This is a genomic window from Erythrobacter sp. W302b (assembly GCF_046452395.1).
Classification (GTDB): domain Bacteria; phylum Pseudomonadota; class Alphaproteobacteria; order Sphingomonadales; family Sphingomonadaceae; genus Erythrobacter.
On record NZ_JBKFDH010000002.1, the window covers coordinates 92145 to 118086 of the forward strand.

A 25942-nucleotide genomic window follows, 5' to 3' on the forward strand; every position below is an offset into this window, starting at 1 on the left:
CAGAATAGGGGGCACACATGGCAGGTCTGTCCTGCCGCGCTCATCGCCCAAGCTCCTGATCATCGTCAATGGAAGGGTCCTGACGGCTCTGCTTTTCGTTGCCGATGCCGCGCATGTTTTCTCTGGAAAGCTCGCTCTCCTGCGCGTCTGCCCTGCTGTTCTGCGCTCGCCCCTTCGGCCCTTCGATCTTCGTCTGCGCGCTGCGCTCTTCACTGTCGCGCATGGCCAGGTTCTGCCGCTCGCGCTGGTCCTTTTTGCCCGGGCGGTGATAGCCATAGAGCTCCCCTTGCGCTGGCCTGCGCTCGAAGTCTGCCCTCTCTTCTTCATCCTCGATCTTGCGCGCCACCTCCTCCTCGGTCAGTTCGCGCTCAGGGTTCAATGGCCCTTCGATCGCCTCCCTCAGCTGCTGCGCTGCCCGCTCAGCCTCACTTAGCGCTACCTCTTTGCGATCTTTCGGCTCCTTCGGCGCGAGGTCAGGTTCTGCGCCTTCCCTATCCCCACCCCCCAATTCCGCGCCATCCCCTGACGGTGGTGTGTATTCGGCGGCGCGCATGTCGGTGACACGCTCGAAACCCTTTGCGCGGGGTTCGTAATCTTTCCACGTCAGCCTGATCCGGGCAGCGGGGAAACCGTCGGGGAATTTCACGAACCCGTGCATGCTGGGCAGGTCGCTGATGTCGACCGGCATGACGAGTTCTTCAACGTTGGTCCGGGGCGTGATCGTCGATGCGTCGCGGTTGTCATTGTAGCCGTAGGAATAGGCTTCATCCATGATCCGGACCTGACGGTTCCCTATGAACTCGGAGCATCGCCGAGACGTCTCGGGATCGGCCGTCTTGAGGATCAGTTTGGTGCCCGCCAGCGAGGCCAGATTGGTCGCCCCGTTCTCGCCATAGGTTTCTTCAAGCTTGTCGAAGGAATGCATGCCAAGCACGAAGGCACCGCCAAACGCGCGCGCGGTCTGCAAGCCATGATCGATCGCTGGAAGGCGATGCAGCGCATGGACCTCGTCGATGAGAAACCACGTGCGCAGGTCGCGGCTCCTCCCCATATGGAACAGCGCATTGACGGCTAGGTCCATCCAGAGTGTCAGGAGGGGGCGATTGAGGACCAGGTCCGGGTGCGTGGAGGTAATGAAAAGGATCGATCCTTCCTTGACCTCGGTGGTCATCCAATTCTTGATCGAGAAGCCGGTTTCACCCGGAGGAGGTTCGGGCAGGAAGCGGAAAACATTCGCATTGGCGATGAAGGTGGTCCGGATCGACTCTGCCATTTTGGCAGCGGCGGGTGACATCATCGGCCCTGCAATCGTGCCTTCAAGTTGCGCATGGATCGTCTTCAGATCCGACTGCATCAGGAAGTAGGAAAGCGCGCCATTTGAGCGCACGCCCATCTTGATCATCTTGACGCACATCTCGACGAACAGGGTTCGTGCCGATTTCTGCCAGAAGTCATCTTCCGCGCTGTGACCGCTCGGAACCAGCGCCGTCGCAGCGCTCATGAATTCGGCGTAGTTGTCGCAGTCGTTGAAGATCGACCATGGCACGCAGCGCCGGTCCATCGGATTGAGGATGATGTCCGTCTCGGCATCATAGAAGCTCTCGACGAAGGTGCCGGTCAAATCGAAGATGACGCAGCGATGACCGCGTTCACGCGCCTGCGTGACGATCTTCTTCAGCTCGGTTGTCTTGCCGGCGCCGGTCGTCCCGATGAACATCGCATGGCTTTGCTCAAGGCGCCAGGGAACCGGCACACCTGCGAGACGGTAAGGCGCATGCAGACCTGCCCGGACACGGTCCTTCAATGGCTCTTCGAGGATCTTGTCGGGGTCCACTGCCGGCGTGCGCTTGCGGCACTCGCTGACATGCGCTTTCCAGTTATGGCTGGTGATGGCTTGGGCCAGTTCGCTGTGTGTCACAAGCACGGCACCGCGCTCGTGCCGCTCGGTCAGAATGTCGGTGCCGCGCCGTTTCGAAAAATCGACAAACCAGACGGTCAGAGGCACGCAGATAAAGGCTGCACCGAGACCTGCGGAAATGCCGACCTGCACCGCCTTGGCCCAAGCCCTTTCCACGGCAGGATGATAGGGCACCATCGACATAGTGCCTTGCACCATCTGACCCGACGGAAGCGTCAGGTTTACAGGCTTGTTCGGATTGAGCTGCACCCATCCCCAGACCTCGGCGTAGAGCTTCATCAACACGAGCTGCACCTCGTGGTTTTTGAAGGTCAGACTGACGAGGATGCACAGCAGTACAACGGCGGTTCCAATCCAGACGTAGAGGGGCATTCTGATGCCCGCCCAGGTCATCAGGATTTCGTGGTGGAACAGCTGCGACCCGCGCGTGAAATTGCCTGCGTTCCGCTTCACTTTTCCGCGCGCGGAAGCGTGGGTGAGAGTGGCAGCTTTTTTGCTGAAGCGGATGTCTTCAGCCATGATGTTCTCGAACGTTGGAGAGCGCCTGAGCGATCAGGTGTTCAGCATCAGCCGGATATTGTTCCTGAACGATGAGCGAGAGCGCAAGCTGGGTATGCTCGAGGATCGTGACAGCCCGCTCGGCATTGAGCGATAATCCCGCCTTCAGGAGAGGAATGCCCACTTCAAGGGCAATGCGGATGGCTTCAGACCGCGATACACCGCGGCTTGCCGCAAGTTGATCGACGACGTCGATCATCCTTGGGCTGAGCGTTACACCGACGCTCTGGAACTGTTTCTTTTCCACTACCACACCTTTTCAGGCGTGGTTCGTCTATCGCAGGTTGGAGTATATAGCGCTGCATCGTGCTTGCCAAGAGCGTCGGCGATGCAGCCCGGTGCAGCGCTATGGCATTGGTTTTTATATGCTTTATTTAAGCCTTGAGCATCCTGCAGCCGACTGCACCGCCCGAATTGCGAGCAAGATTTCAGCTAACCAATTGTGAAGTATGCAGAATGTCGCTGCATCAGCCTACCGCGCAGCGGTGTACGGTGTGCAAAAAATCAGGAACTTGCGCCCTGTGCCAGGTCCATTGCCGTTGGGGGGTCACTCGCCCAGGTGGTTCTCCAGTAGTATTGCGCGAGCGAGCCTGACTCGCGAACTTACCGCAGGCGTTATGTCCGCCTACAGCGGGAGCTGTGGGACGACAATGGCTCTTGGTTTGGCCGTGGCGATGGCTCAAGCAGGCCATGCTCCGCGACGAAGTGGCGCGAGAGCAGCAAGCAAAAAATTGCCTCGAACAGACCCTGCGATTGGTGCATCGTCGCATGGTCTTTCAAGGCTTGGAGGAGTGCGCAATGGTATCGAAACTTGAACGCGAACGGTCTGCCCTGGCAGCAGCGGAAAAGGACCTGGAAGAGCGCAGGCAGAAGCTCGCAGAGCTTGAGCGTGAGGAAGCAGAGCGAGAGCTAAATCGGCTGATCAAAAAGGTCGGTCAGGATACGGCGATTGCCCTTCTGGAGCTGGCCGTCAAGGTGAAGCCAAAGGTGGCGATTTCTGCCCTCGAGAAGCTTGGCGGGTGAGGTCTGGTTTTTGTCGAGTTGGGCGGCGATGACCACCGCCCTGTCTCGTCAGAATTCATCAGCCATCTTGCCGGTGGCGGTGTAGACGATCTGGTCGATCAGATGCATCGGCAGCTCGCCATAGTCTCCTTCCTCGATGAGGATGTACCCGTCCGGGGTCTCGACGACATGGACGTCGAAGAAGGTGTGGTATGAGCGCCGCTCGGCTTCCAGCGTTTTTTCATCAAGGGCGATGATGTTGGGGTTGATCTGACGAAGCACCGAAACGTCGTCTTCGTAGCTTTCCGTTGTGTAGCACATGACCTTGCCTCCTGGCGCTCGGCGGCTCGTCCGCCATGCCATGAAACAGCGCCCCGTTAGTGTGCTGGTCACCGGAGCGAAGCGTAGGCTTGACCGCTAATTTTTCGATGGTGCGGAAGCCGGCGCAGCACGGCTTCTCGGTCGGGAAACTAGTGGTTGACCAGTATGCTGGCGGGGTGCTCATGGCGATGGTGGTGGACGGGCCTGCGGCAGGAGGCATGCGTTGCCAGCGACTTCGCGAAAGCTATGCTCTGGAGCGTGGCTGTTCGGAAATGGCGTAATCCCGCCGGCATGAAAAAAGGGCGCCGCGACAGCGTGCCGGGCACCCTTTTCCACCTCGATCCTGCAGGAGGCTGTTTGCAGATCGAGCGTTAGATTTGGCGACGAGTTCCGCCGATTCCTGGCTGCTCGTGAACTGGTGGCTAGGTCGTCATTAGCTCCATTCGAGCAGCGGATGTTGCTCTCCACAATCGGTGGCGGCAATAAGCGCGAGGCTTTCGAAGAGCGGGGTGATTCCTGCCTTGACGAAAGCCGCGTAAGTCCGGTGATCCGCGAGCGCTGTCGCAAGCTTCTGCAGGGACAATTGGCCAGATTCATTTGCATGACGGCCAAGAGAGGTGAGCACCTTTGCCGCAAGGTCGCTGCTCATTGTGATGTCACCTACGAGAGCGATGTGCTCGCTCACCCGCATCGTGATCGGCGCATCGCATTGCAGGTGCTCGATCCGCAGCATTCGTCCAAGAAACTGCGCTTCCTCGACGATCGCGATCATCTCCGGACGATGGTCGAAGCATGATGCGAACTCGGCGATCGCAAGCGCGTTGGCATTGATCTCGAAGTTCAGGGGCGCGGCCAGAAATTCGCCTGGATCAGCATCGATTGTACTGTTGGCGGTGTGCAGTCTGCGCATCAGCGCGGCGAGCTCGGGCGGGCGTATCTGAGCCGGTACCGAATGGAGCCTTGTCTCGATATCCTTGACGCGGAATGTGACGAGCATCTTTGCCTCCTGTCGCTGCTCGTCTCCTCCATCCCCCTTTCCTTTCTCACTCCCCGAGCTTGTGGATCAATGTCGGCAGATGGTTCTGGTTAACCTCAAGGATGGCCGGTCTACCCATTGTCCGGGTGTAGCAGTTGGCGCTGCAGCGATGCCCGCAAGATGCGAAGCATCGAGCATGGGCAAGTTGCGCGGAGCCAAGGTACAAGCGCGGCTGATAGATTCAGGGATCGCGATGCTCGCGTCAGCGGGCGAAGGGGGTTCGATGCCCCCAGAGCCCGCCCCTTGCGCAAAAGAAGAACGGAAGGCCCCGGCATAAGCCGGAGCCTTCCGAAAAGCGCTCAGCCGAAGGTGCGCGAGCGCGTTTGCGCCTGATCGCTGATGCGGCGGATGTGCAGCGGCACGCCAGCCTGACGGAGGCGCTGTGCAAGGTTCGACTGGATGCCGGATCCTTCTCCGATGATCGCTTCAACCGGGTTCAGTTTGACGATGCTCTCGTTGCGCAGGAACGGAGCGCGGTTGCCGTGGCGCTGGTCGGGAACGAACAGGATTGTGTTGACCCCGTTCTGCTGCGCCCAAGCACCCGCCATGGCGTCGACGCCCTTGCGCATGCCGGTCGTGCCCAGGACCATGTTGGGGATCCGGGACTTGATGTCGTCGAGGATACCCCAGATCATCGCAAAATCGTGCCAATCCTTCTGACCACCTGACACGATCACCAGCGGGCCATCGGGCTGGAACTGCGCCCTGCGATCCTTGGCGCGTGCTGCGAGGAAATCGCGTGCCTGCACCTGGCTTGCGGTCACCCCATTCTTGCTGACTTGCGATCCCCGAGCGGCCGTGAAGGGGCGACCGGTTTCGACGCGGTAGACGTCTGCTGCATGATCGCGCATTGCCTCGAGCGCTTCGCGGCACCCTTGCAGTGTCTGGCAAAGCTGTTGTGTTTCCTCGAGCTCGACAGCGTAGATTTCCGAAGGATCGAAGTGGCGTGCCATTTCGCCGAGCTTCTTTGCAGCATCGTCCTCGCGTCCTTCAGCCAGGCGTGCGGTCATGTGAAAGGAGTTGACCATCCCCCAGGCGAGTTGCTGTGCGAACTCCTCCATGCGCGTGTCCTTGAGGACATCGAAGATCGTTCCGATTGCCATCTCCACGGCGCGGCGCGCCATGTCGGGATCCGGCATCTCGGCGGCGATTGGAGCCTCGATGATGTTCAGCTTGGCCAGATCGCTGTGTTCAAGAAACGCCCCGTCGTAGGATTCCGTGATCCCTTCACGTGTATCGGCGAGATTGATGCGTGCCTGAGCCAGATCAGCGAACGAGTTGAAAACAGTCATGATAGCCTCCGATTTTTGAAATCGTCCCCACATTGGGAACAGCCAAAAACCCATCGGGCCGGACGAACCGTGTCAGGGACGGCGAGCTCGTCTCGCCGCCGCCATGGCGGGCGTGGGGGAACCGATTTTCTGCGTGGTGGCTGGCGCGCAGCGACACAGCCTCCCCGCTGAAAATTGGGGGGACCGCGATCCTTGACTAAGGGGCGACCGCCGATAGGTTTCGGCAGGTGTTCCTGTGTGTGTGGAAGAGACGTTCCCGCCCCCGAGCAAGAGAGACGAAGGCAGGCCCGGTCAGGCGCATCAGCGCCACGCCGGGCCGCCCCTTCGGCCCTGCGCAGGGGTTACAGCGGGAACACCACCAATCTTGAGAGGCCCTTTGGCGGGGCTGGTCGGCAGGCGACAGACTGTCGGGGACGATGCCGCAAGGCCGGCAGCGCCGCCCCGCGGGCGGCGAAGGCAAGCACAGCGACAGCTTGAGCCGATCCTTGACCGGACGGGCGGCGGCGCCGGGGTGCGGCAGCGCAGCTCCCGCGTTCATCTAATGAGCCCATTGCCGGGCCCCGCATTGGCGCTATGTTCGATTGATGGCCGTCTGGCAGTTCGTCATCAACCTGATCCCCGCCTCCGCAGCGCGTATCGCAGGGGTCGACGCTGCACGGATGAGCCGCACGCAGCTCGACGAGGTTGTTCTGGCGCTGCCAATCGCAGAGGCGAAAGCGCTATTTGCGAAGCTCGACATGTTGCTGCCCGAGAAACCGCGATCCTACACCGGTCTTCGGGTGTGGGGCGACGAACCTGCTGACGACATCCAGGTGAGCTTCGATGAGCAATTCATCGAAGAAATCCAGGTCCGCTTCGATGTGGCAGATCTCTCTTTGCCGTTGATCGGCGGGGTCTGCGACCTCGCGCGGCGTTTCGACTGCGTCTTTGCAACGCCTGAAGGTGCGATCATCCAGCCAAGCAGGGAAGCTGTTATCAGGACGGTTCTCCAATCGGACGCAGCGCATTTCGTGCAAGACCCGCGCAGCTTCATTGAAAGGGCGGTCCGTCTGGATCTGGAAGACCGATAGGGTCCGCACCCCGTGAGGAGCAGCACCGATACTTGAAGCGGACGGGCAGCTTTGCTTACTTTGCCGCTGAAAGCGGATATTCGCAAAGCGACCCCGAAGCGGACGATCGGTTCGCCGTTTGTCTCACTGTAAGCTGGCACCCAAGCTTTCGCTTGTGAAGGGTGTCTTCGACAGCGTAGCAAGCCGTTTCACAATTGCCGCCTTCCATTTCATTGTGTTCCGCTATAGTTCTGAAATGTGGCGTATAAAGGCTCAATTCACTCCAGTAGATGGCCGCAGATTGTTGGCGCGGTGCTGTGCCTCGTCCTTCTACCCGCAGCCTGCATCTACGATAACCAGCGCAGGAATGAGATCCTGGCCGAAAGGAGCCGGACCATCAGTCGGCAGCTTCTGGCCAAAGCGAAAGTCACATCGATAAATCCGGATGGTCGGATCGAGCTGAAAGGCCATGTCGAGCTTTACGGATCTTGGTCGAAAGGCCACCAGATAAAACTCTCGGGTGAGACAAGCGAAGACCGTGGGCGACATGCCCAGATATGCGATGCATATTGCTCTACCATCTTGCTGCTTCCAGCTGTCAAAAGCGTCACGATCAAATGGGCCAACGGAATTTTTACGCGCTTCAGTCTGCGAGGCAAAGGCTCATGCACGGTGCCTTCGGAAGAGCTCGCAGAGCCGGATAGCCTTGCCGATTTTGATTCGAGAAAATGGGTCCTTGCGGGCAAGGAGACCGTCGATATCGGCGAACTAGGTCGCCTCGTATCTGAAAACGGTTCAGCTCTCGTGATTGCCTGGAAAGCGCGCCTGGCGAGGGATTTGTGCGTCCAAGCAGACTTTGTCGAACAGAAGCCCGACATCGTTCTCGACAACATTGGATTGCGCATCGACCCAATGCGATTGTCGCGCGACCAGCTCAAGGACAGTTTTGTTGCCGAGCCGGTGCGGCGCGAAGGCTTGATAGTATATGATGCAGACCGGGTAATTGTTTTCCGCCGTGCATTCGCGATGACAACGATCCTGGCACAGCCTTTCACTAGATCATTATATATATCGAGTGATTTCAGAGATATAGACATGATGAATGTGCGCGATTTGCTGACCGACTTTCCTGCCGAGGAAGGTGCAGCGCTATCGCGCGTGATGTCTGAGCACACCAATATTCTTGAAGGGCTCGATTGGCAGGGTCCAATTGACGACCTCACTTCCGACTTGCGCAATGCGCTCGCCAAGCCAGCGCGGACCAAGAACGACCCGGCAATCAAATCCGCGCCTATCTGGATAGAATCTCTTGCAACGCGACAGCCCGATGCCGAGGAATGGGCCTTGCTGGGAGCTTTAATCGCAGATCTACGGATCCAAGACTTGAGCGGCGTCTCCGACGTGATCCGTCGAAATCAAGAGAATGCAGTTGTTCTTGCCCCGTATATGAAAAAGCGAATAGCCGCTGAACCACGGAAGAGTGATTCCGCGCACCTCCTGTCTTCTTGGCTATGTGAACTAACCGATGAGTGCCCGGATATTGATACGCCCTAGCAAGGGCAAATTATGATGAATCAAAAACATCGATTTCCATCCCGCCGAGTTGTCGGTGTGCGCCGCGTATGTTGGCCCACTCTCAATCAATGCTTGACCCGAAATGCTGGAATCTGAACCGCACGAGTTTGGGGGCAACGCATCCTAAATAGCCGCCCTTCCGCTCACCACCCATAACCGGACATTGGGCAAGCTGACAGCATCGCCGAAAAGCCGCATTCCGAGTGAACCGGCGTCTCTCTCAGACGTCTGCTCCGGGGATGGCTCCCGCAGGAGCCGCGGTCCGACAGGCCTGTTTGGTCGCTCGCCGAGGCGGCGGCTCCAGTCGCCGACCGTGCGCGCGGCAAACAGGCGGCGAGCGGCGGGACCGAGAGCCGACGGAGCTATTAGAAACGCAAGGCCCGGGCGAAACCCGAGCCGCTGGAAAAGCTCCGCTTCTTATGGTCGCAGCGCGTAAGCGCGGTGCGCGGCCAAATGCGTCAGCGATCATCACCCGAAGGGCCGAGACCCTTCAGGGGCTCGGTGAAGCCCCGGGTGCGCGAAGCCCCCGCGAAGACGGGGGCCGCAGCGCACGTAGCGGAATAGAGCGCGGTCCCGACCGAAGGTCGGGAGACGTCGCGCTGCCAGACTCTTCTCAGCGCTACGGTTGACGAGTTCGTTCTTATAATGTTCTGCCGCTGTCATGGGAAGCAAGCGTCTCGACACTGTCGCCGATCTGGTCCGGCATGGTCTCAATGCGCAGGTTGAATGCCGCAGGTGCCGCCGCGTCGTGATCATCCCGGCGTCCAGGTTGCGCGATCAATGCTTCGCCAAATCGATCCCGATGAAGCTTGCCGTGGTCGCGCATCATTTGAGGTGCAGCTGTGGTCACCGCGGCGCACAGATCGATGCGACAGGGACAATGATCGACCTAGGGTCGTGAGACGGGACCTTACAGGGTGAAGCCGATATCGCAGGAAGAACGGCAATCCTCGGGGATGCCAAAAGCACGCCGGCAGGTTGCGATATGGCTGCTTCGGGCTCATCGGCGGGCGGGGATCCAAGTCAGGGATCGAGTGACCTGCTTATCTTCGAGCCGAATTGCTGGATCAATGGACCGATCGTGTCCGGAACCGAGCTGGCTGTCGTCACCGTCGCTTCGATCGGATAATTGCTGCCCGCCTGGTTGAGTGCGACCGCGTGGAACCGGTCTGCCATATGGATTGTGGCTGCAACCACGGCGAGACAGTCGGCGTGGGCGTCATCGGTCCGTCGGCGCTGCAGCGTCGCGAGGTCACAGACCTTCAAGTCAATCGTCAGCGTCCCATCAATCGTGGCCACCCTACGCTCAATTTTCATAAAGGATCGCAGTTCGCTGCGATCGGTCTCGACCGTCAGGACAATGGTTCCCTTCGGCCTCAGGTCGTCCGTGAGGCCGCCTCGTTTGGCGAAGGCGGGGTCCAGCGTATCGCCGCTCACATGGACCTTCAGCGTGCTGGATTGCTGTTCATGCAACCGCAGTAGCCTCGCCAGCAGGTTCGATGTCGGTGAGGCAAAATCATGGGCGGCAATCCGCCCGGAGGGATGGAATTTCGCGATGAATCGGGCGTCAACGGGCTCTGGGATTCCGAATTTGGGAACCTCGATCGATGCGAGGTGCGGGATCTCGTGGCTCGTTTCAATTGCAGGGTCATAATCAGGATGGGTCGTGAGGATCGGGGCGTTCATCTCGACCCCGTTCTGAATGGTGTAGATCAGCTGACATGGCGCCGGGATCGTGCTGAGGTTCCTTACGTTAATCATGGCCCCAGTGAGGATCGGCGCTCGCCTTTGCCCGAAGGCGAGATAATCCATCGCCTTGTCACTTTCAGCCATGTAGACAGGAGGCACATAGTTCGGGGCAAATCGCCGGACAAAGGTCAGGCAATCCCTGAGATAACCCTGAAGGTCGTTCGCGTAGGCTGGACCCCGCGAGGCTTCGATGTCGAGGTCGATGTCGCCGACGAGCGGATCGCCGCGCATGACGCTGCCGTAAAGGTAGACCCTGTTGATGCTGATGAGACGATCGGGATCGGCATTGATAGCCACAAATCGTTCAAGCAGCTGGTCGAGGATGGCACGCGCCTTGGTCAGCTCGGTTTTCACGACGCTGCGTGAATGGGCAACCGCCCTGCCTGTCGGGGTTAGATCGGATCGCTCATCGTCGAGCAAACCAAGCAAGCCTGCGATTTCGAGGGCATGCGATCCGTGGATGAGGGTCGGAAAGACCGAACGTAGGCCGACAAAGGAGCCGGGATCATTCGTTCTGGAAAGAGATTTCAACCCTTCCTTGATGTTCGTGACCGGCACTCCCCCGATGGCGAACTTCCGAGGGAAGGTAATCGACATGTAGCGGATCCTCCTGGTGGCAGTCTTACTATGGCGTTTGTCGTCCTCGGTCAGGATGGATTTTTTTGGCCGATCAGGCTGGCGATCTTCGCCTGTGAAGCGAAGCGAGGGGCGGCACCGCGGTGCCGCCCCTGCTGGTCACAGGAACTCGACGTTCTCGGCGATGATCTCGCAGCCGTAGCGGTCATTGCCTTCGGCGTCCTGCCAGCGCGAGTAGTGGATGCGGCCCGTCACGGCGAGCTGATCACCCTTGGCCTTGTGCTGGCGCAGCGGGAGCCCGAGGCCGTTGAAGACGGTGATCTTGTGGAATTCGGCATCCTTGACCGGGTAGCCGGTCTCGGGGTCCTTCTGGACCTTCCCGTCGCGGATGACGGGACGTTCGGTCACGAGGATGAGTTCGGTGATGCGGGTGTCGCTGCGATCGCGGGCGACGGGATCCTTGGCGAGACGGCCGACGAGGTTGACGATGTTCATTGCAAGAGCCTCCTTGGTGCCGACGGCTCGTCCGCCGGTGCCCTTATCGAGCCTCGGCGGGAGAGCTGGGACACCGCGCGCCTTCGCGCGCGGGAAACCTCGGAAATCGAGGTGGTGCGGGCAGCCGGGCTTGCCGGGCAACACGGCTCGCATTTCTGCAGGTTGGCCCTAAGCTCGACCAGAGAGGCAGGGGCACTGGGCGGCGGACGTGCTGTTGGTACTGGGGCGGATTGCGTGCCTGGACATCAACCTCGCCGCGTCTCGGCTTGCTGTCACTGGCGTTGATCGCAGGATTGATCATCCGTCCTTGCCGAGTTCGGGGAGCGAATAGTCCCTTGGCGGCAGTCGTCCGGAAGACCTGACCTTGGCTATTTGGGGATGCCAATCCGCAGGGTTGCCGCCATTGGCCTCGCGTTGATGCACAATCGGACAAGGCCCCCAGGGGGCCTGTCTGCCTGAACGGTGCGCCAATCAGTCCCGATCGACGGGAGCTGCTCCCCAGGCTGCGATGGCATCGATGATCTTTGCCGTGAACCGCGGTGGGAAGCGTCCGGCAATGTACCCGGGCTGCTTCATCAGGGGCCTGATGTCGAACCCGGGCCAGGTGAAGCGGCTGAATTCCGAAATGACGATCGCGCTACCGGGAGCAAGCCCAGCTGTGCGCGCAATCTCATCGGGGATCACGATGGCGTTCTTGCGCCCTTCGCCCTTGGTGGTGATCGCGGCGACCAGATAGCGTGACCCATCCACACCCACGACGACGACGAAGCGTTCCTTGACGCCCTCATCGCGGCCCCGTCTCTGCTCTTCCTCGAAGAGGTAGACGTATCGGAGGATATGGCCTGCGGCGGGGCGGTCAGTCTTCCCAGCGGTCATTGGCGAGTTCACTGTCCGAAGGCCGTGCATTGGCAAAAGCCTTGCGGTCTGCTTCGGTCATGTCGGACGAAGCGACAGCTTCGATATTCATGTGGCCTGCGATCACGCCGCGCGCAGCCTCTTCGAGATGGCGGAAATACTCGCTATCTGCGATCACATGCCGCTCGCGGCCATGGCTGGTGAGGACGACCGGCTGCTTGGTCGCAAGGTCGAGGAACTCGCCGGTGTTGTTGTGAAACCGGGTCAGGGGAATCCTGGGGTGCTCATTGGCCGTCGCTGGCATGGTGGTATCTCCTCGCGGCACCCAAAATAGCAATTATTGCCAAAATAGCAAGATTTCTGCGGGGACGATTGCCCCACTAGCCGTCCACCTCTGTTGCCGGCAGCACCGGCAACAATGGCACGAGGCCCGCATCAATCGCAAAGCCCAGAGTCCTTGCGAGGCGGCAGGCTCGCGCGATTGACCCGTCTGGAACATTGAGCGCCTTTTCAATGTGCCCAAGGGTTTCGCCAGCGCCGGGCTCACAGACCGCGTGAAGCTTGCCCACCTCTGCGGTGATAGCAAAGGGCCAGGTCATCGCGACACCGACAACCCCTTCATCGAGAATGAGGAGAGTATCGCCAGCAGCGATAGTCTCGTCGGTCTGCACGGCGTCGTAGGCATTGCCCGTAGAGGCGAACGCATGGATCCGCCAGGCGCTGAAGGAGAAGCGCTCGCTATCCGTCAGCATGGCAGGCCCCCTTCTGAAAAGGCGCGCTGCGCCGCTTCCGGAAAGGCTGCGGTGAGGTTCCGGTGGAGCGGCCCGGAGGACGCCGGGAAGAATGCGCCGGTGCTGCTCTGCCGTGTGATCCGCAGCGCGCTTGCGACGGCATCCACGACGAAACCTGCAAACTGATCGCTGGCCGTCAGCTTGCCGAATTCAGGCGGTGCAAACCCGGCCTGATGCCAGAAGGCGATGCCGGTCTCGAGGGTCTCGAGATAACTGGCATGGCTGCCATCGTCCTGCTCATTGTCGATGCTCGCCTCGACTGTCCGGTAGGTCCCGAAATCATGGGCGTTAGCCTTGATCCGCAGGGTGATCCCGGCGGGCGGAGGCCCGGCGACCGCGATCAGCGCAGCCCTGTAGAGCGTGACTTCCGCCGTATTCACGAGGTCGAAGTTCGGGGTGTGGCCGATCTGCGCGCAGTCTTCGTTCCAAGGAGCCCCGCCAAGATCGAGAGTCCAGTTCGTGTGTGCCATTCAAGCCTCCTTTGCCTGAATGGCACCTCCCCCTTCCCTCTCGCAGGCCGTCTTCACCCGGCATATCTGTTGAGCCCGACAGCAGGCTGCAAAAGAAAAGGCCCGCCCGCGACAAATGCGCGGACGGGCCTTCCCGATGTGACCGGCGCGGGTCGCGGCACCGGTCACGGGGGGGGGGGCTTGTGCCGGTCAGGCGTCGACGCTCGCGCGCGTCTTGCCCTTGGGTGCCGGAGCAGTGCTCTCGCCCAGACCGTCGCCGGTGGCAGCGGCGCTGTCAACGCTGCGGTCGCTGGCCGGTTCGTCGCCGGTGGCGGTGAGCGGCGGCAGGGCGCCTTCGCTCTCGCTGCCGAAGCCGTCGAGCGAGGCCTTGGGCTTCGAACGGCGCCAAGCGACATTGAAGCTCCCATCGTTCTGCTGGAACATGGCGACCGGGATCGGCGCCGAGAGGCTGGGATCGTCGATCTGGCCCGACAGGAAGCATTCGCCGGTCTCGTTCGACGAGTATTCCCACAGCGCACCGATCTTGACCCAGCTGCGGCGGTCAGCCGAAAGCGCCATGAGGTCGAACTTGGGTGCCCGCTCGTTGGTGGATTCGAAGGCCCGCAGAGCGACGGTCGCACTGAAGGTCAGGGTGGTGATACGGCCGATGTGAACGCCTTCTGCGTTGGCCTTGAGGGTGCCGATGTTCATGTCGAAGTTCTCCTGATGCCGTCCGAACCCCTTGTCCGGAACACCTTCTCCCATCCCCCCTCTCCTCCGGGCCCCTGGCCCGGCCCGTGCGCCAGCCACCGCAGGCGCGCGTCATCCTGTCCAGCCCAGAGGGCTGAGGAGTCTCGATAGGTGGATTGGAGCTGAACCGGCCCTGCTTCGAGCCAGGCGCGGTCTGTACCGCCCTAAGCTTCGGGCTCGGACCCGTCCTTGATCTGGTTGAGGCGCGCCATGAACGCCTTGGCTTCCAGCTGATTGGGTCCATCGCGCGTGGCGAGGCAGGCCATTCTGTCGATCTCGAGCTGTGCGGCAAGACTTGCCTCGATTTGGCAATAGGGTTCGAGCACGCGGATTGCGTCAACTGCGCGGGGGAGCTCGCCGAAATCAGTTCCGACCCATACGAGTTCGATTTCCTCCCCGTCTTCGTCAGGGAGGCTCAGAACCTGCGCGAAATAGGTCTGAAGTGGACGGTCCCAGCCAACATAGGCACTTGCCGCCGCAACTCCGTCACGAAGCGGCACTTTGTGTCTGCTCATGCGCTTTTTACCTCCCCATCAGGTTTGGGCGGCTGCCGGGTGACGCAGCGATATCCCTGTCTCTCACAATGATCAGTAGTCCGCTGGCCGCATCAGCGTGATGACGCGCCGTGTCATCGCTGGATTAGCCGGATCCTCGGACCCGAACGCCAGTTCGGTGTCGTAATAATCGACCTTCATCAGCACCTTGATGCCATCGACATCCATGCTTGCAAAGTCTCGCTCGGGCGAATCCGGGGCGAAGGTGCAATGGCGCAGAGCGGCCATCAACCGGGCCTGTGCCCGCATGCTTTGTGCCACCGTGTCGCCGCCGAGTTCGGCTAGAAGCCCGGAGGTCATGACGATGCGGGCCATGCGGTCACGGCCCTGGCGTGCGGCATCATTGAGCAGCGCGATGCGCTCGGTACGCTGCCGAGAGCAAGAGAGGTCGGATGTGTCATGCATTGGAGGTCTCCTCCCGATCAAAGGGGCGATCAGCGGGCAACCGGACGGCCTCGCGGGCTTCAGCCCGCAGGCTGACAAGCGGAAAGCTGAACATCGATCGCGGTCCCGGGGGCAACGGTAATGGCAACCTGCCGGCCCTTGGGAATGACCCACAGGATGCTGGCGAGCGTGTCGCGGATGCGGGCCGCAACGGCCTCGTCCTCGCCGAGCAGCACCCGGGCCGCGAGCTCGCGGGCATCGCGCAGAAAGTGCTCGTGCTGGGTGTCCCAGGAATCGGCCTCGCTGTCGTCGCTCGCGCAGAAACAGACGTTCTCGATCAGATCGACCAGCGTTTCGGGGGTCAGGTCATCACCCGGAAGATAGGCAATGCGGATCTGGTCGATGCCGCTGTACCAGCCATCCTCGCCGACGACGAAGGCGACATCTGCTGGGATCCGTTCCTCGCGCTGCGTTTCGCTGGCGCGGTGGAAGACGCAGAACCTCAGCTCGATCGTCTCGGCACGAACATGGTCATCGAGCGGAGGGAAGCTGCCGTTTTCGGCGATGACGTGATCGCGCTCTCCGGCTGCAACATAGAAGCGCACGTTGCCGAGCTGATGCAGCGCGTCATACCAGCCATAGCCTGCGTATGCGGGATGGTTCTCGACGAGGTGCGGGCGCAAGGGGTGGTCGCGCAGCGCGCGCTCCAGTCCCTGTGCAATATCGGGCTCCAGATCCGCGACAAGGATCGTGTCCGCACTCGTTGCAATTTCTTCATACTCGACATTGACGTTGTCGCTCTCCGCGATGGCAGCATGCCAGCGGGGCAGGCAGGGGTCGGCCTCGGGCAGGGCAACCCCCAGATCGCGCGCTTCCTTCCAGTTCTCGAAGGAAAGCCGGTGCCGGCCTTTGTGCGCCAGCGCGGCATAGATCGCGCGCTTGCACGCTGCCTGAAGCGCCGCAAAGGCGGCGTTCTCGACGAATTCCTTGCGCGCCGGAAGCACAAGGGCAAGTCCCGGGGTGGCGCCGATATCGAGCCGGGCATGGTAAGTCTTGCCGCCGAGGCTCTCCGAGACGCTGGCAAGCTTGCGGGTGAGCACCATGGAAGTTGGTCGTTGGGTCCTGGTGATATTCGCGGCCCTCGAACACGCCGATCTGGCTGCCGTTCCACTCGCCGATGTGGATCGCCTTGGCGAGGAAGTCTTCGCGCGGCATTTCCGTGCCATTGAAGAACACCGGCAGTGGGTAGAACTTCGCGACTTCACGCAGAATCCGCTCGGTCGTCTGCTCGCTCACTCCGGGCATCAGGAAGGTGATGGTCGTACCGACCGGGCGAGCAAGGGGCCGCACGGCAATGTCCTGCGCGCCCGTCCAGCCATCCGCGGGGACATGCACCGACCATCCGGTGTCGGCATTGGCATGACGTGAGCTGATCCGGGTATCCTTGCCCGCGAGGCTGAAGACGCCCATGCCTGCCGGGTCTTCGGCTTCATGGATGCGCTGGTTCCAGCCCGAATCCCCCAGCGCAATCATGGTCTGGGGATCGGCGACCCCGGTTCCGTCGTCGACCAGTGTCAGTCGCGCCCCGTCCTGATCCGCGCAGCAGGCGATATCGATCAGGGACGCGCCAGCGCGCCGACTGTTCTGGAGGAGCTCGCCGAGGATATCGCCGATGGTGCCGTTAAAGAGGCGCGTGACTTTGGTGATCGTCTTCGGGCTGACGCTGGGTCGGATGATTGTCGGGTTCATTTCTAGGGGTCCTTCATCGCACTGGTTCGCCCTTCCCCTCCCCCTTCCCTTCAGATCGGCGGATTGATGCCTGGCCGGAGCCGGGCGGCGTGGGCCTGCTCTTCAGCCCACGCGCTTCGGCCGCAGATCCTCGGGCGTGGGGATGATCTCGTGCGCCGTATCGCGCAGCGCCGTAACCTCGCCGCGCGCGGCGTAGAGGTCCTTGGCAATGAGCGCGCAGACTTCGGCCTCGCCATAGGTTGGCCGGCCAAGGTGATCGACGCGCTCGACTTGTCGGGCAATCACGCCGACTTTGCCTTCCGGCACCCATTCGGCCCAATCGCCCCAGGCGCTGGTCGTGCAGAATTCGCCGATCGCGGCGATGTAGGCCTTACGCGTCCGCAGGATCGTGGAGGCATTCTTCTCGACGGCCTCGCCGGTAAAGGCGCTGAAGCGGTCCGGATGCCAACATTTGGCGGTATCGCGGGCAAGCTGCAGGAAGCCCGCGGAGCAGGAGCCCTGCCCTCCAAGCTCGTTGGTGAAGGCCAGGATCGGCAGCGCCCAGTCGCAGTCTTCCTCGTAGGAAGCGCCCTCGATCGTTAGCGCCGCTGGCATGGCGGCCTGTCTCTGATCGGACAGAATGATGCCGCCGTGGCTGGCGGTCATCACCGACCAAATCCCAGGGCCAAGCTGATCGGCCTGTTGGACAGCACCCCAGATCGATGTCGATGGGCGCGGCGAGGGAGCAAAGCATGTCATGAGCGAACTCTCCTTCTTCAGGTTCGCTCACATTCTCCCCCTCCCCTTCACTCGAGAATGCGGCGGGCTTCGCTGATAATTGCCTCAGGCGTCACGCTGCTGACGGCCATGGATACGACAAGCCCGGCCTGACCGAGACGCTCGCGCTCGATGCTGCGAAGCTCAAGATAGTCAGCATCATCCGACTGCAGGATCTGGAGTGCGAACTTGCACTCCACCCCGCTATGCTCATCGAGCAGCGCCACCAGGAAATCCGGCCTCGCCGAGCCCGCAGCCAACGTGATGTCAAAGAGGACCTTCTTGACCGCCATCCTGACACCGAGACGGCGCAGTTCATACTGGGCCTGTTGGAGCGCGCGCAGCACTTCGCGATCATGGTCACGCTCGGCGGGCACGAACTGGTTTCCGCTGAAGACAGGCTGGGCATAGGCGCGCAGCGCCAGGTATCCTTCGCGCCGGCTGTGCTCGCCGACGACGGCCAGCACGAGAAAGGGTGGCTCGACCTCGGCCCGGATGATCCCGGTGTGCTGGATGCGATTGCGGATTTCGACAGTTCCGAGCCCCGTCACCACCTCGCTCGATGTGACCTCGCTCGCTTCGAGAAGCAGGAAGGCCTGCGGCGCAAACTCGGGCGGCCAGGTCTCGGCCGCGGCCCGCAATCGGGCATGGACCCGCCGTTTCTCGTAATCGATCGCGTTGGTGTACAGATGATCCGACAGCCGGATGCCCGGCGCGATTTCGAGGCCCTCGGCGGCGCGCTTGAGGTGGCGCATTTCTTCGCTGATCGAGCCTGCGCGCCTGCCACTGGGCGGTAATTCGCGCAGGATATTCGAGCCAGCGCGTTCGAGCAGCAGCCAGAGCAGCTTACCAAGGCGCGGGATGGCGACGCCGCGTGAACGGTCGTCAGGCTCTATGTCCTCTGGCTTCTGTGCAAGCTTCTCCGGCGCCTTTTGGTGCGCGCTGAACAAGCCTTTTGGCAGGCCGATGGCATAGAGCGAGTCCTTCATGGTCTCGCGGATGCGCGGCGGCGCCTGCGGCAGATGAAACGGGCAACCGGGCTCGTGGCCTGGCCGCGAGGTGAGACGCCGTAGGTAATAGGTTTCCTGAAAACTGAGATAGGCCGCGCTCATCAGCGGCGGTGGCCGCTCTGCCCCAAGGCAGTCGCAGGCGATCCACTTGTGGTTCTCTCGCGCGGTCGAGACCAGTGAGACTGAAGCACGGTGGTCGGCCTCGCTGCCTCGGCCTGTATACCAGCGCACCAGCGCAGCCTTCAGCTCGTCGCTGATGGCGACCCTGCCGGTCTTTCCTGTGGTGTCCTTACCTACCAGCCACATGCATGATGACGCCTTGACCCTGTCGTTTGTTCACGGTATGTTCATAATCTGCAGGAGCCCATGAATAATGAACAAGGTCTTTGATATCGGCAAGTTCGACCTCGATATCACGCTGCGCGACGCGGCACTTGATCCGAATTGCCGTCCAACCAAGCGCATGCTCGCCAATGCCTCGATCGGAGTGGAGCCGTTCGATGCCTATTACTCGGCGCGCGAGCTCTACGAGACCTTGCAGGGCGTGTTTCAGGGCCTGCCCAATGCCAAGGCTCGGCTGACGCAAATCCTGTCCTGCCATTGCGATGACTATCAGCGCTGCCTCTACTATGCGCTGGCAGGGCGCGGGGTTATCCAGATGCTCGACGATCTCGAATGGCTCTTCGAACTCCTTGGGGCCCGATGCCAGATGTCGGGGCACATTCTTCGCTCGGGCCAGCACCCTGCGCCGATGGTCAACCCTTACGTGTCGTCAGAGCCTGATGGCCCTGTTCCTGCCCGCAATGCCGACTTTACCGAAGGCCCATCGTGGTATCTCGATCCCGGCCTCGGAGGGATGATCGAGGAATAAGCGGCCATCAGGTATTGCGAAGGCCAAGCCGGTCGTCGTCATCAACAAGCGTGATGCGGCCATCCCAGTCCCACAGGACCAGATTGAGCGCGTCCGCGGGAGCACCCCGGGCGTAGCTCGGGACCACGATGCCGGCATAGCCTTGCGCGATCGCGGCCTCCGCCAGGTCCTGCGTCGGGACCGGCTTGCCGGAGAGCATCCGATCACGCCACGACTGGTCGGCGAGCTCAGCCGGTGTGATGCCGAAGGGATGCAATGCAGCCATGTCCCGGCCATCGAGCAGCGGTCCGACGTCGGCCTGATAGGCGACCAGCGTGGTGGGTTGCAGCGTGCCAACCTGATTGGCCTCGCGCAGCGCGGTCTCGGGGGCGAGGGAAGTATAGAGCGCCGTGCGCCCCATGCGATTGAACCGTCCGCCAAACCGGGCCGCCCCCTCCCCTGAGAGGGGTTCGCGGGACCAAACCGGGTTGTGGGCGCGGTAGAGCAGCCCGGTAAAATGCATTGGACTAGGCGTGGACGCCGGCGTCGACCGCGTCGATATAGGTCAGCACGTCGTCGGCCCGGTTGCTTTGCACCAGCTGCATAGCGGTCTGGCCCGAGAAGCCGGGCAGCGGTTCCGAGCGGTACCAGGCATAGGCCAGCAACGCCGAGCCAAAGCGCGGCTCGACCTTGTTGAGCACCTCGACCATCTGGCGAAGGCGGCGCTGGGTGCGATCGGAAGCGATCCGGTCTTTGCGCTGGATCGCGTCCTTGCCGAGGCCCAGCGAGCGTGCGAGTTCGTCGCTGGTCGTCCGCAGCGCGTCGACGATCTTGCGCGGAGCAAACGCACCGTTGTCAGCGTAGTTTTGAATCGCCATTGCACTTTCCCATGAATTCTGACGCGATATAGCGTCAATCTTTGCGGTAATCAAGGTTTGCTGTGCCGGGCCCGGCAGCTCTTTCGGTTCAGCCGCAGAGGTTTCCCGCTCTTACAAAACCACGACCTGCAATTCGAACGCACCTGGAAGGCCCTCTTCTGCAGGCAGAACGCAGAAGGGCTGGAGCTTGCTGTCTGTCCTCACCACGGCATGGCTCCGCCCGGAATTTGCTGTCATCCGGATGGCCAGGCGCTCGGCATTGGCGCGTCCGCACAGGATCGCCCTTCTGGGATCGAGGCTCTGAAGCAGCATGGTCACCTCCCGAGCGTTACGGCATTGCCGGGAAGAATGTGCGCGGCGCACGTTTGGGGGGCACGACTTCGAACCGGCGCTCCATCAATCTGCTGATGCGGAACCGGCCTCGGCCATCGGGCGTGCTGAGTTCAATCTTCGCGCCGCGCTTTGTCACACTGAATTCGGCGTGTTCGCTCCCGTCGGTGAACTTCATGGGTTCAGTCAGCCGGATCATGTCACCATCGGCGATCTTGCGTTCCTTCAGCCGCAGCTGCCGGTAGCAGCGGTTGCGCCAGTCGAGGGCATAAGGGTGACGGGTTGGCCCAAGTTCCTCGAGGATACTTCTGGGACACCCGGCCTCCACCGGCCCGGAGTTTTCATCCATGTCCTTGTAACCGAACAGGAGGCCGTCGGCTGCCTTGGGGTTCCAGCGGACCAGACAGATCACCGCGGAGATGGCGTGGGTCTGGTTGTTCGGTCCATAGCGCTGGACAGCCGCGTAATAGGCCCCGGTTGTGGACACGCTTCTGATGACCCGGCATCCTTCGAAGGTGCCGGTTTCTTCATTTTCGCGCTCCCATGTGAGCTGATTGTCGAGATAGGCCTTGGGAGTGTCGAAGCCCCCCATTCCGGCACGGTGCATGTAAAGCCAGCCCATGCGTGTTCTCCTTCAGATGAGCCCCGGCTGCGCCGGAGGTGCGATCTTCAATTCGCGCGCGATCCGCGCCGTGAGTGCGGGAATGTCTGCAAGGGCGGTGATCGGCGCTTTGCGCATCACCGCGCCAGGCGGTTTCCAGAACGGGTTGCGCCAGGCGAGACCCGGCTCGCCGAACCTTTCCGGGCTGATCCGGACATAGATACCTTCGGCTTCCAGCACATGCTCGCCCGCGAGCTGTTCCTGTGAGGTGTAATAGCTGATGCGGTAATCGGCATGCTCGAGCCCGATCCCTGCTGCGATCTGGCGAAGGGCGCGCGTGCCCTCGCGCCGGTAGTGGCGCAGCTCTTCGGGACGATAGTCGATCCCTCGCTTGACCAGCGCAATGATCGCCGGTCTGTGCTTGAGCTCGGCAAGGCGTTCGATGCACTGGGACCGCAGCGCCTGGTCGTCGGCATCACATTCGGTCGGCCTTCCGTCGGCAATGCGCTGGAGGTGGCGCGTCAGCAGCAGCACTGCCGGACAGTTTGCAGCCTGCCGGCCTGCAAGGCGGACGTCATCGACGGCCTCGTTCAAAGCTCGCAGCGCATTCTCGAAGGTTGTCAGCCCATCAGGCTGGAGTGCGCGGCGGTAACGGTAATCGATGTCGCAGGACATGAGGCTTCCTTTCCATTGCAAGATGCAATGGCCCCATCCCCCTTCCCTCAATGCAGGCTGCGACGATGTGCGCTTAGGCCCTGCAGCGGCAACGGTTCGTAGATCATCGGTCGCAGGAGCGTGCCTGGCGCAATCTGCTCGAGGATTCGCGCAACAGCCGAGACCGCAACGCCCGCCTCAGTTGTCTGAATGACAAGCGATCGGCCTTGAGCCGGAGCTGTGCCAAGTGACCAACCGGCTTCCCCCTTGCCGAGAAGACCGTCCAGCACCTCGCGTGGATCCCTTAGGGGAAACAGGCCTGCGATATACTCAGCCAGCACACCGCCAAGGGGCGCCCTCCCCCGGCCTGCAACATCGCCGGCATAACGGTGAAGCTGGGTGAGGCGAACGACCTCCTCGGGGGCTGGCTCAAGCACAAGCCGGAACTGGCGCCGTTTCATCGGCTTCCTCCCCTTCATCCTCCGCAGGTTCGCTCTGGTAGCCCGAATAGGCCGCAAGATGGTTGAACGCCTGATCGGCCTTCGCAGCCGCGGTGATGATCGCCGTCTTGTCCGCTTTGAGGATCTCCAGCCAGTGCGAGACGTAACTGGCATGGCTTTCGTGGAGGTCTGCCGGAAGGCCCAGTTCGTAGCAGATCCGGGCACTCACTTGCTCGGCCACCAGTTCCTCGAAAGAGTATGCCTTGTCGCCGAAACGCTTGCCAAATTCGCGGGCAAGCCGCGAGGCATGGCCCGACCAATGGCCGAGTTCGTGCGCTTTCGTGGCCACGAATCCGTCTTCGGTGTTGAAGACATTGGGGTGCGGAAGCTGAATATAATCAGCGCCCGGCGAGTAGAACGCGCGGTCTCCGCCGAGGCGTATATCAGCCGGGACGGGTGCGAAGAAGCGCTCGATGGCAGCGGCCTTCTGCGAGGGCGTCGGCGGCGCTTCGGGCACCGGACTCGGATAGAAATGGGGCGGCAGGCCATCGATCTGCGAGGCGTTGAACACGCTGTAGGCGCGCATGAAGCGGATTGTTTTCGACGATTCCTCACCGGTCGCCTGGTCGATCGCAGTCTTCTTCGTGCTGTTGAAGTAGATGCTCGGCTCGGCGGTCTCGCCCTTGCGGACCTGTCCGCCAAGCTCGATGGCCTGGCGCCAGGTCATCCAGTAGCGTGAGCCATAACCATAGTGGTCGGCGACCGCCCAAAGATAGAGGCGGTTGATCCCTGTGTAGGGGACGCCTGCAGCGCGCAGCGGCGCTCCGCCCATACCTGTCTTCTTCCAGGGTCGGCGCCACGGCAGCGTTCCGGCCTCAATTGTCTTGATGATCAGATTGGTGATTTCCTGCGCGACGTCGCGCTTGGGTCTTTGGCGCATTGGCCTACTCCTCAACAAAAAGAGGCCCGGCTCACTCAGGCGAGTGGCCGGGCCAGGTCATCAGGAGGGGTGATTTGCCGCCTCAGGCGGCTACCGCCGCTTCTTCAAAGGCGACTTCAGGTTGATGGTCATCGATCAGCTCGCCGGCCTCGCTGTCGGCTTCACCGTCATCGCCATCGCAGACGTCGGCGACAGGGTCGCTTTCGTCGGTGTCCGGGATGACCGGATCAGCGGGATTGGCACCAATCGTGAACTTCATGCCTTCAGGCAACCAGGCCAGCGCTGCTTCCTTGACGTCCTGTTCAATGATCGCCTTCCCGGCGAAGATCGTCTCGCAGGTCTTGGCAAGGTCAGCCTTCTTCGATGCGGCATAACGCGCCGCAAGATCGCTGCCGCCGACTTCGGTCAGTGCCGCAAGACACGAGGTCTTGCTCACGCGGTCGAAGAAATTTTCGGCTGTCGGGCGCCACATCGCTGCAACGTCGATGTCGAGCATACTGCCGATGACAGCATGGATCGGATGGTATTCCGAACCATAGCCCTTCTTGGCTTCGAGCGAGATGGCCACCGCATAGGCGAGCCACGCCGCCTTGGCTTCGTCGACAAGTTCGCGGAAGGCAATGAAGCGCTGGGCTGCACAGCCATGTTCCTGCCATGCCGTGTCGAGCGCGTTTTCGGCCTCGGCGAGAATCCCTTCGGCTGTGGACTGCGAAAGTTCTCCGGTCACAGGATCGCTCGGTCGTCCGCCCTTGATCGAGGTTCCTCGGACCTCATAGCTGCGGCTGTCAGCCAGCGCGAAGATGGCGAAGTCGAGCGCGAGCCCCGCATCGGTGAGCAGCGATGCCGACAGGATATTGCGGCGCTGTACCGAAAGCTCGTCGAAGAGGCGGGCGCTGATCGGCTTTTCCGTGCCCGGCGCAACTGCCTCGGGCCTGGAAGGTGCGGCGCTGCCTCGCTTGGTGGAACCTGGCACCGGCTCTTCGGCCGTCGCTGTCACCTTGCCATTCTCATCAGTCTCGAACGAAAGGCGCTTTTCGCTATAGTAGTCGGCCTCGAGCACCATTTCGCCGCGGGTGGTGAGAACGAGGAACCGTCCGGCCTCGCTGCGCCATTCTTCGGGCAGTTCGCGCACCGGATTATTGAGATCACTGCGCTCAGCATCGAGATCCTCGTACTCGGCCTCGAGCTGCCCAAAATCGGCCTCACCGCCTTCATGGCCTTCGTCGATGATCTCGCTGATTTCTTCCATGCGGGCATCGATCGCGTCAATTCGGGCTCGTGCTTCTTCGGAGAGCGGCGCGGGCGGCAGCCGGACAGCATTGACGCCCATTTCGCTGCGCGCCTGCCATGAATTGGTCGAAGCCACCGGGCTGATCCAGGCAAGGCCCGTCTCGGCAGTGATACGCTGGGCTTCGGTCTCCATCTTCTCGGCCGCAAGTCTGTGAGCGATCTCGATGTCGATCCAGCGATCATCTGCCGCTTCGCTGAAGAGGTCGCGCTCGATCTTGCCGCCGGCGGCCACATAGGCATCTTCGCCAATCAGCAGCGCGATTGGGTCATTGCCGCGCATGGAACCGCTCGCCACCATCCGCCGGATGGCATCGGCGCTTGGGTTATAGGCGTAGCGCATCTGCTCAAAGACTCGCAGCTGCACCTCGTGCTGATCGGTCGCGGCGTAAGCCTTGGCGATCTCGAGGGTGACATCGCCCTTGGCGAGTGCTTCGAAGATCGGCTCGGCAAGGTTGGCAAGCCGCAAGCGGCCTTCCACGAAGCGCTGGGTGAGACCGAAGCGTTTGGCGACCGCGGCAACATCGCTGCCTTCCTTGATGAAGTGCTGGAAGGCGCGGCATTCCTCAGCCGGTGACATCCCGACGCGCTGGAAGTTTTCGGCAAGCGAGGCCTCGCCGGCTTCCTCTTCGCTGCCCTCAAGCAGCTTGCATTCGATCTCGGTGTCGGGGTCCCACGCACCGCGCGCGACAATCATCTCGATGGCCCGCAACCGGCGGCCACCGGCGATCACGGCAAACTTGCCGCGCTTCTTGCTCTTGGTGACCAGCAGGTTCTGCAAAAGGCCGCGTGCTTCGATGTCGGCGGATAGCTGGATATCGTCTTCTTCGCTGCGCGTTTTGCGCACATTGGCATCGCTCAGATAGAGCCGGGAAAAGGGAATAAGCATGGTCGTGACTCCTGATGTACACCCGGCAATCACCCGGGCACACATCCCCTCCCCCTCCCCTTCTGATCTGCGTTTCACGCAGACCTCAAGGTTAGTCGTTGTCGTCCCGCGGATGGAAAGCGTGGCATGCAGTGGGGGGCGGAATACAACCCGCTCATGACTGGATCGCGGTGGTTTTTTGCAACGCGCCGACTGCTTTAATTG

32 protein-coding genes are annotated in these 25942 nt (G+C 61.5%); 7 read left to right on the forward strand and 25 right to left on the reverse strand.

The features are described 5' to 3' along the window. Positions 1-40: 40 nt before the first annotated feature. Entirely contained in the window at positions 41-2437 is a 2397-nt protein-coding gene (locus ACLBKT_RS14990) for a type IV secretion system DNA-binding domain-containing protein (RefSeq protein WP_410183787.1), read from the reverse strand. Then, the gene (locus tag ACLBKT_RS14995) at positions 2430-2723 is read right to left on the reverse strand and encodes a ribbon-helix-helix domain-containing protein (protein WP_058818294.1); all 294 of its coding nucleotides are present in this window, start codon (positions 2721-2723) and stop codon (positions 2430-2432) included. The genes ACLBKT_RS14990 and ACLBKT_RS14995 overlap by 8 nt, the downstream gene beginning before the upstream one ends. A gap of 443 nt (positions 2724-3166) precedes the next feature. On the opposite strand from ACLBKT_RS14995, the gene ACLBKT_RS15000 reads away from it, so the two are divergent. After that, positions 3167-3499 (forward strand): hypothetical protein, encoded by a 333-nt coding sequence (locus ACLBKT_RS15000; protein ID WP_410183788.1) that lies wholly within the window; start codon positions 3167-3169, stop codon positions 3497-3499. 48 nt (positions 3500-3547) lie between these two features. Here the strand turns inward: ACLBKT_RS15000 and ACLBKT_RS15005 are convergent, their stop codons facing one another. After that, positions 3548-3799: a hypothetical protein gene (locus ACLBKT_RS15005; protein WP_410183789.1), complete on the reverse strand. Its 252-nt coding sequence runs from the start codon at positions 3797-3799 to the stop codon at positions 3548-3550. A 107-nt stretch (positions 3800-3906) separates the two neighbouring features. On the opposite strand from ACLBKT_RS15005, the gene ACLBKT_RS15010 reads away from it, so the two are divergent. After that, the gene (locus ACLBKT_RS15010) at positions 3907-4080 is read left to right on the forward strand and encodes a hypothetical protein (protein ID WP_410183790.1); all 174 of its coding nucleotides are present in this window, start codon (positions 3907-3909) and stop codon (positions 4078-4080) included. A 152-nt stretch (positions 4081-4232) separates the two neighbouring features. Here ACLBKT_RS15010 and ACLBKT_RS15015 read toward each other — a convergent pair whose 3' ends face one another. Both ACLBKT_RS15015 and ACLBKT_RS15020 read right to left on the reverse strand, forming a co-directional pair. After that, positions 4233-4796, reverse strand: a complete 564-nt coding sequence (locus ACLBKT_RS15015; protein WP_410183791.1) for a hypothetical protein — start codon at positions 4794-4796, stop codon at positions 4233-4235. A 338-nt stretch (positions 4797-5134) separates the two neighbouring features. After that, positions 5135-6127 carry a DUF2493 domain-containing protein gene (locus tag ACLBKT_RS15020; RefSeq protein WP_410183850.1) on the reverse strand — a complete coding sequence of 331 codons (993 nt, stop codon included), beginning with the start codon at positions 6125-6127 and terminating at the stop codon, positions 5135-5137. A gap of 584 nt (positions 6128-6711) precedes the next feature. Here ACLBKT_RS15020 and ACLBKT_RS15025 point away from each other — a divergent pair. Then, complete coding sequence (locus ACLBKT_RS15025; protein WP_410183792.1) at positions 6712-7197, forward strand: hypothetical protein; 486 nt, start codon at positions 6712-6714, stop codon at positions 7195-7197. 237 nt (positions 7198-7434) lie between these two features. Further along, entirely contained in the window at positions 7435-8730 is a 1296-nt protein-coding gene (locus tag ACLBKT_RS15030; protein WP_410183793.1) for a hypothetical protein, read from the forward strand. Positions 8731-9391: 661 nt separating this feature from the next. Here the strand turns inward: ACLBKT_RS15030 and ACLBKT_RS15035 are convergent. The 11 genes from ACLBKT_RS15035 to ACLBKT_RS15085 all read right to left on the reverse strand — a co-directional run bounded on the left by ACLBKT_RS15035 (position 9392) and on the right by ACLBKT_RS15085 (position 16457). Continuing rightward, positions 9392-9580 (reverse strand): hypothetical protein, encoded by a 189-nt coding sequence (locus ACLBKT_RS15035; RefSeq protein WP_410183794.1) that lies wholly within the window; start codon positions 9578-9580, stop codon positions 9392-9394. A 194-nt stretch (positions 9581-9774) separates the two neighbouring features. Beyond that, positions 9775-11097: a hypothetical protein gene (locus ACLBKT_RS15040; RefSeq protein WP_410183795.1), complete on the reverse strand. Its 1323-nt coding sequence runs from the start codon at positions 11095-11097 to the stop codon at positions 9775-9777. A gap of 138 nt (positions 11098-11235) precedes the next feature. Further along, positions 11236-11571, reverse strand: a complete 336-nt coding sequence (locus ACLBKT_RS15045) for a single-stranded DNA-binding protein (RefSeq protein ID WP_039330710.1) — start codon at positions 11569-11571, stop codon at positions 11236-11238. Between the two features lie 471 nt (positions 11572-12042). Then, positions 12043-12447, reverse strand: a complete 405-nt coding sequence (locus ACLBKT_RS15050; protein WP_410183796.1) for a hypothetical protein — start codon at positions 12445-12447, stop codon at positions 12043-12045. Further along, on the reverse strand, positions 12428-12730 hold the full coding sequence (locus ACLBKT_RS15055; protein WP_410183797.1) for a type II toxin-antitoxin system prevent-host-death family antitoxin: 303 nt from the start codon (positions 12728-12730) through the stop codon (positions 12428-12430). Before ACLBKT_RS15055 ends, ACLBKT_RS15050 begins: the two co-directional genes overlap by 20 nt. A 76-nt stretch (positions 12731-12806) precedes the next feature. Then, positions 12807-13178: a hypothetical protein gene (locus ACLBKT_RS15060; protein WP_410183798.1), complete on the reverse strand. Its 372-nt coding sequence runs from the start codon at positions 13176-13178 to the stop codon at positions 12807-12809. Further along, complete coding sequence (locus ACLBKT_RS15065) at positions 13172-13687, reverse strand: hypothetical protein (RefSeq protein ID WP_410183799.1); 516 nt, start codon at positions 13685-13687, stop codon at positions 13172-13174. The genes ACLBKT_RS15060 and ACLBKT_RS15065 overlap by 7 nt, the downstream gene beginning before the upstream one ends. A gap of 189 nt (positions 13688-13876) precedes the next feature. Then, positions 13877-14431 carry a DUF736 domain-containing protein gene (locus ACLBKT_RS15070; RefSeq protein ID WP_410183800.1) on the reverse strand — a complete coding sequence of 185 codons (555 nt, stop codon included), beginning with the start codon at positions 14429-14431 and terminating at the stop codon, positions 13877-13879. A 149-nt stretch (positions 14432-14580) separates the two neighbouring features. Further along, positions 14581-14931 (reverse strand): hypothetical protein, encoded by a 351-nt coding sequence (locus tag ACLBKT_RS15075; RefSeq protein ID WP_410183801.1) that lies wholly within the window; start codon positions 14929-14931, stop codon positions 14581-14583. Positions 14932-15003: 72 nt separating this feature from the next. Beyond that, on the reverse strand, positions 15004-15375 hold the full coding sequence (locus ACLBKT_RS15080; RefSeq protein WP_410183802.1) for a DUF3768 domain-containing protein: 372 nt from the start codon (positions 15373-15375) through the stop codon (positions 15004-15006). Between the two features lie 59 nt (positions 15376-15434). Then, complete coding sequence (locus ACLBKT_RS15085) at positions 15435-16457, reverse strand: hypothetical protein (RefSeq protein ID WP_410183803.1); 1023 nt, start codon at positions 16455-16457, stop codon at positions 15435-15437. Here ACLBKT_RS15085 and ACLBKT_RS15090 point away from each other — a divergent pair. Then, positions 16456-16782, forward strand: coding sequence for a hypothetical protein (locus tag ACLBKT_RS15090; RefSeq protein WP_410183804.1), 327 nt, complete (start codon positions 16456-16458; stop codon positions 16780-16782). The two genes, ACLBKT_RS15085 and ACLBKT_RS15090, sit on opposite strands and share 2 nt — an antisense overlap. Before the next feature lie 63 nt (positions 16783-16845). Then, positions 16846-17109, forward strand: a complete 264-nt coding sequence (locus tag ACLBKT_RS15095) for a hypothetical protein (protein WP_410183805.1) — start codon at positions 16846-16848, stop codon at positions 17107-17109. 96 nt (positions 17110-17205) lie between these two features. On the opposite strand, the gene ACLBKT_RS15100 is transcribed toward ACLBKT_RS15095, so the two are convergent. Then, positions 17206-17841 (reverse strand): DUF7007 domain-containing protein, encoded by a 636-nt coding sequence (locus ACLBKT_RS15100; RefSeq protein WP_410183806.1) that lies wholly within the window; start codon positions 17839-17841, stop codon positions 17206-17208. A 47-nt stretch (positions 17842-17888) separates the two neighbouring features. Further along, positions 17889-19175, reverse strand: coding sequence for a hypothetical protein (locus ACLBKT_RS15105; RefSeq protein ID WP_410183807.1), 1287 nt, complete (start codon positions 19173-19175; stop codon positions 17889-17891). A gap of 67 nt (positions 19176-19242) precedes the next feature. Here ACLBKT_RS15105 and ACLBKT_RS15110 point away from each other — a divergent pair, with 67 nt between their 5' ends. Then, positions 19243-19740 carry a hypothetical protein gene (locus tag ACLBKT_RS15110; RefSeq protein ID WP_410183808.1) on the forward strand — a complete coding sequence of 166 codons (498 nt, stop codon included), beginning with the start codon at positions 19243-19245 and terminating at the stop codon, positions 19738-19740. A 7-nt stretch (positions 19741-19747) separates the two neighbouring features. On the opposite strand, the gene ACLBKT_RS15115 is transcribed toward ACLBKT_RS15110, so the two are convergent. The 7 genes from ACLBKT_RS15115 to ACLBKT_RS15145 all read right to left on the reverse strand — a co-directional run bounded on the left by ACLBKT_RS15115 (position 19748) and on the right by ACLBKT_RS15145 (position 25738). After that, positions 19748-20242 carry an RES family NAD+ phosphorylase gene (locus tag ACLBKT_RS15115; RefSeq protein ID WP_410183809.1) on the reverse strand — a complete coding sequence of 165 codons (495 nt, stop codon included), beginning with the start codon at positions 20240-20242 and terminating at the stop codon, positions 19748-19750. A gap of 4 nt (positions 20243-20246) precedes the next feature. Continuing rightward, the gene (locus tag ACLBKT_RS15120) at positions 20247-20597 is read right to left on the reverse strand and encodes an antitoxin Xre/MbcA/ParS toxin-binding domain-containing protein (RefSeq protein ID WP_054590611.1); all 351 of its coding nucleotides are present in this window, start codon (positions 20595-20597) and stop codon (positions 20247-20249) included. 111 nt (positions 20598-20708) lie between these two features. After that, a complete protein-coding gene (locus ACLBKT_RS15125) occupies positions 20709-20909 on the reverse strand; it encodes a hypothetical protein (protein ID WP_410183810.1) in 201 nt (66 codons plus the stop codon). 16 nt (positions 20910-20925) lie between these two features. After that, positions 20926-21549, reverse strand: a complete 624-nt coding sequence (locus ACLBKT_RS15130) for a DUF6927 domain-containing protein (RefSeq protein WP_410183811.1) — start codon at positions 21547-21549, stop codon at positions 20926-20928. A 12-nt stretch (positions 21550-21561) separates the two neighbouring features. Next, positions 21562-22203 carry a hypothetical protein gene (locus ACLBKT_RS15135; RefSeq protein ID WP_410183812.1) on the reverse strand — a complete coding sequence of 214 codons (642 nt, stop codon included), beginning with the start codon at positions 22201-22203 and terminating at the stop codon, positions 21562-21564. A 408-nt stretch (positions 22204-22611) separates the two neighbouring features. Next, positions 22612-23562, reverse strand: a complete 951-nt coding sequence (locus tag ACLBKT_RS15140) for an ArdC family protein (protein WP_410183813.1) — start codon at positions 23560-23562, stop codon at positions 22612-22614. An 82-nt stretch (positions 23563-23644) separates the two neighbouring features. Continuing rightward, complete coding sequence (locus tag ACLBKT_RS15145; RefSeq protein ID WP_410183814.1) at positions 23645-25738, reverse strand: ParB/RepB/Spo0J family partition protein; 2094 nt, start codon at positions 25736-25738, stop codon at positions 23645-23647. Positions 25739-25942 lie beyond the last annotated feature (204 nt).

What these genes read in the sequence shown, in the direction of transcription:
- ACLBKT_RS14990 (WP_410183787.1), bottom strand. Translation starts at nt 2,437, where the DNA reads ATGGCTGAAGACATCCGCTTCAGCAAAAAAGCTGCCACTCTCACCCAC.
- ACLBKT_RS15000 (WP_410183788.1), top strand. Translation starts at nt 3,167, where the DNA reads ATGCTCCGCGACGAAGTGGCGCGAGAGCAGCAAGCAAAAAATTGCCTC.
- ACLBKT_RS15005 (WP_410183789.1), bottom strand. Translation starts at nt 3,799, where the DNA reads ATGTGCTACACAACGGAAAGCTACGAAGACGACGTTTCGGTGCTTCGT.
- ACLBKT_RS15010 (WP_410183790.1), top strand. Translation starts at nt 3,907, where the DNA reads ATGGTGCGGAAGCCGGCGCAGCACGGCTTCTCGGTCGGGAAACTAGTG.
- ACLBKT_RS15015 (WP_410183791.1), bottom strand. Translation starts at nt 4,796, where the DNA reads ATGCTCGTCACATTCCGCGTCAAGGATATCGAGACAAGGCTCCATTCG.
- ACLBKT_RS15020 (WP_410183850.1), bottom strand. Translation starts at nt 6,127, where the DNA reads ATGACTGTTTTCAACTCGTTCGCTGATCTGGCTCAGGCACGCATCAAT.
- ACLBKT_RS15025 (WP_410183792.1), top strand. Translation starts at nt 6,712, where the DNA reads ATGGCCGTCTGGCAGTTCGTCATCAACCTGATCCCCGCCTCCGCAGCG.
- ACLBKT_RS15035 (WP_410183794.1), bottom strand. Translation starts at nt 9,580, where the DNA reads ATGATGCGCGACCACGGCAAGCTTCATCGGGATCGATTTGGCGAAGCA.
- ACLBKT_RS15040 (WP_410183795.1), bottom strand. Translation starts at nt 11,097, where the DNA reads ATGTCGATTACCTTCCCTCGGAAGTTCGCCATCGGGGGAGTGCCGGTC.
- ACLBKT_RS15045 (WP_039330710.1), bottom strand. Translation starts at nt 11,571, where the DNA reads ATGAACATCGTCAACCTCGTCGGCCGTCTCGCCAAGGATCCCGTCGCC.
- ACLBKT_RS15050 (WP_410183796.1), bottom strand. Translation starts at nt 12,447, where the DNA reads ATGACCGCTGGGAAGACTGACCGCCCCGCCGCAGGCCATATCCTCCGA.
- ACLBKT_RS15055 (WP_410183797.1), bottom strand. Translation starts at nt 12,730, where the DNA reads ATGCCAGCGACGGCCAATGAGCACCCCAGGATTCCCCTGACCCGGTTT.
- ACLBKT_RS15060 (WP_410183798.1), bottom strand. Translation starts at nt 13,178, where the DNA reads ATGCTGACGGATAGCGAGCGCTTCTCCTTCAGCGCCTGGCGGATCCAT.
- ACLBKT_RS15065 (WP_410183799.1), bottom strand. Translation starts at nt 13,687, where the DNA reads ATGGCACACACGAACTGGACTCTCGATCTTGGCGGGGCTCCTTGGAAC.
- ACLBKT_RS15070 (WP_410183800.1), bottom strand. Translation starts at nt 14,431, where the DNA reads ATGGGAGAAGGTGTTCCGGACAAGGGGTTCGGACGGCATCAGGAGAAC.
- ACLBKT_RS15075 (WP_410183801.1), bottom strand. Translation starts at nt 14,931, where the DNA reads ATGAGCAGACACAAAGTGCCGCTTCGTGACGGAGTTGCGGCGGCAAGT.
- ACLBKT_RS15080 (WP_410183802.1), bottom strand. Translation starts at nt 15,375, where the DNA reads ATGCATGACACATCCGACCTCTCTTGCTCTCGGCAGCGTACCGAGCGC.
- ACLBKT_RS15090 (WP_410183804.1), top strand. Translation starts at nt 16,456, where the DNA reads ATGGAAGTTGGTCGTTGGGTCCTGGTGATATTCGCGGCCCTCGAACAC.
- ACLBKT_RS15085 (WP_410183803.1), bottom strand. Translation starts at nt 16,457, where the DNA reads ATGGTGCTCACCCGCAAGCTTGCCAGCGTCTCGGAGAGCCTCGGCGGC.
- ACLBKT_RS15095 (WP_410183805.1), top strand. Translation starts at nt 16,846, where the DNA reads ATGGATGCGCTGGTTCCAGCCCGAATCCCCCAGCGCAATCATGGTCTG.
- ACLBKT_RS15100 (WP_410183806.1), bottom strand. Translation starts at nt 17,841, where the DNA reads ATGACATGCTTTGCTCCCTCGCCGCGCCCATCGACATCGATCTGGGGT.
- ACLBKT_RS15105 (WP_410183807.1), bottom strand. Translation starts at nt 19,175, where the DNA reads ATGTGGCTGGTAGGTAAGGACACCACAGGAAAGACCGGCAGGGTCGCC.
- ACLBKT_RS15110 (WP_410183808.1), top strand. Translation starts at nt 19,243, where the DNA reads ATGAACAAGGTCTTTGATATCGGCAAGTTCGACCTCGATATCACGCTG.
- ACLBKT_RS15115 (WP_410183809.1), bottom strand. Translation starts at nt 20,242, where the DNA reads ATGCATTTTACCGGGCTGCTCTACCGCGCCCACAACCCGGTTTGGTCC.
- ACLBKT_RS15120 (WP_054590611.1), bottom strand. Translation starts at nt 20,597, where the DNA reads ATGGCGATTCAAAACTACGCTGACAACGGTGCGTTTGCTCCGCGCAAG.
- ACLBKT_RS15125 (WP_410183810.1), bottom strand. Translation starts at nt 20,909, where the DNA reads ATGCTGCTTCAGAGCCTCGATCCCAGAAGGGCGATCCTGTGCGGACGC.
- ACLBKT_RS15130 (WP_410183811.1), bottom strand. Translation starts at nt 21,549, where the DNA reads ATGGGCTGGCTTTACATGCACCGTGCCGGAATGGGGGGCTTCGACACT.
- ACLBKT_RS15135 (WP_410183812.1), bottom strand. Translation starts at nt 22,203, where the DNA reads ATGTCCTGCGACATCGATTACCGTTACCGCCGCGCACTCCAGCCTGAT.
- ACLBKT_RS15140 (WP_410183813.1), bottom strand. Translation starts at nt 23,562, where the DNA reads ATGCGCCAAAGACCCAAGCGCGACGTCGCGCAGGAAATCACCAATCTG.
- ACLBKT_RS15145 (WP_410183814.1), bottom strand. Translation starts at nt 25,738, where the DNA reads ATGCTTATTCCCTTTTCCCGGCTCTATCTGAGCGATGCCAATGTGCGC.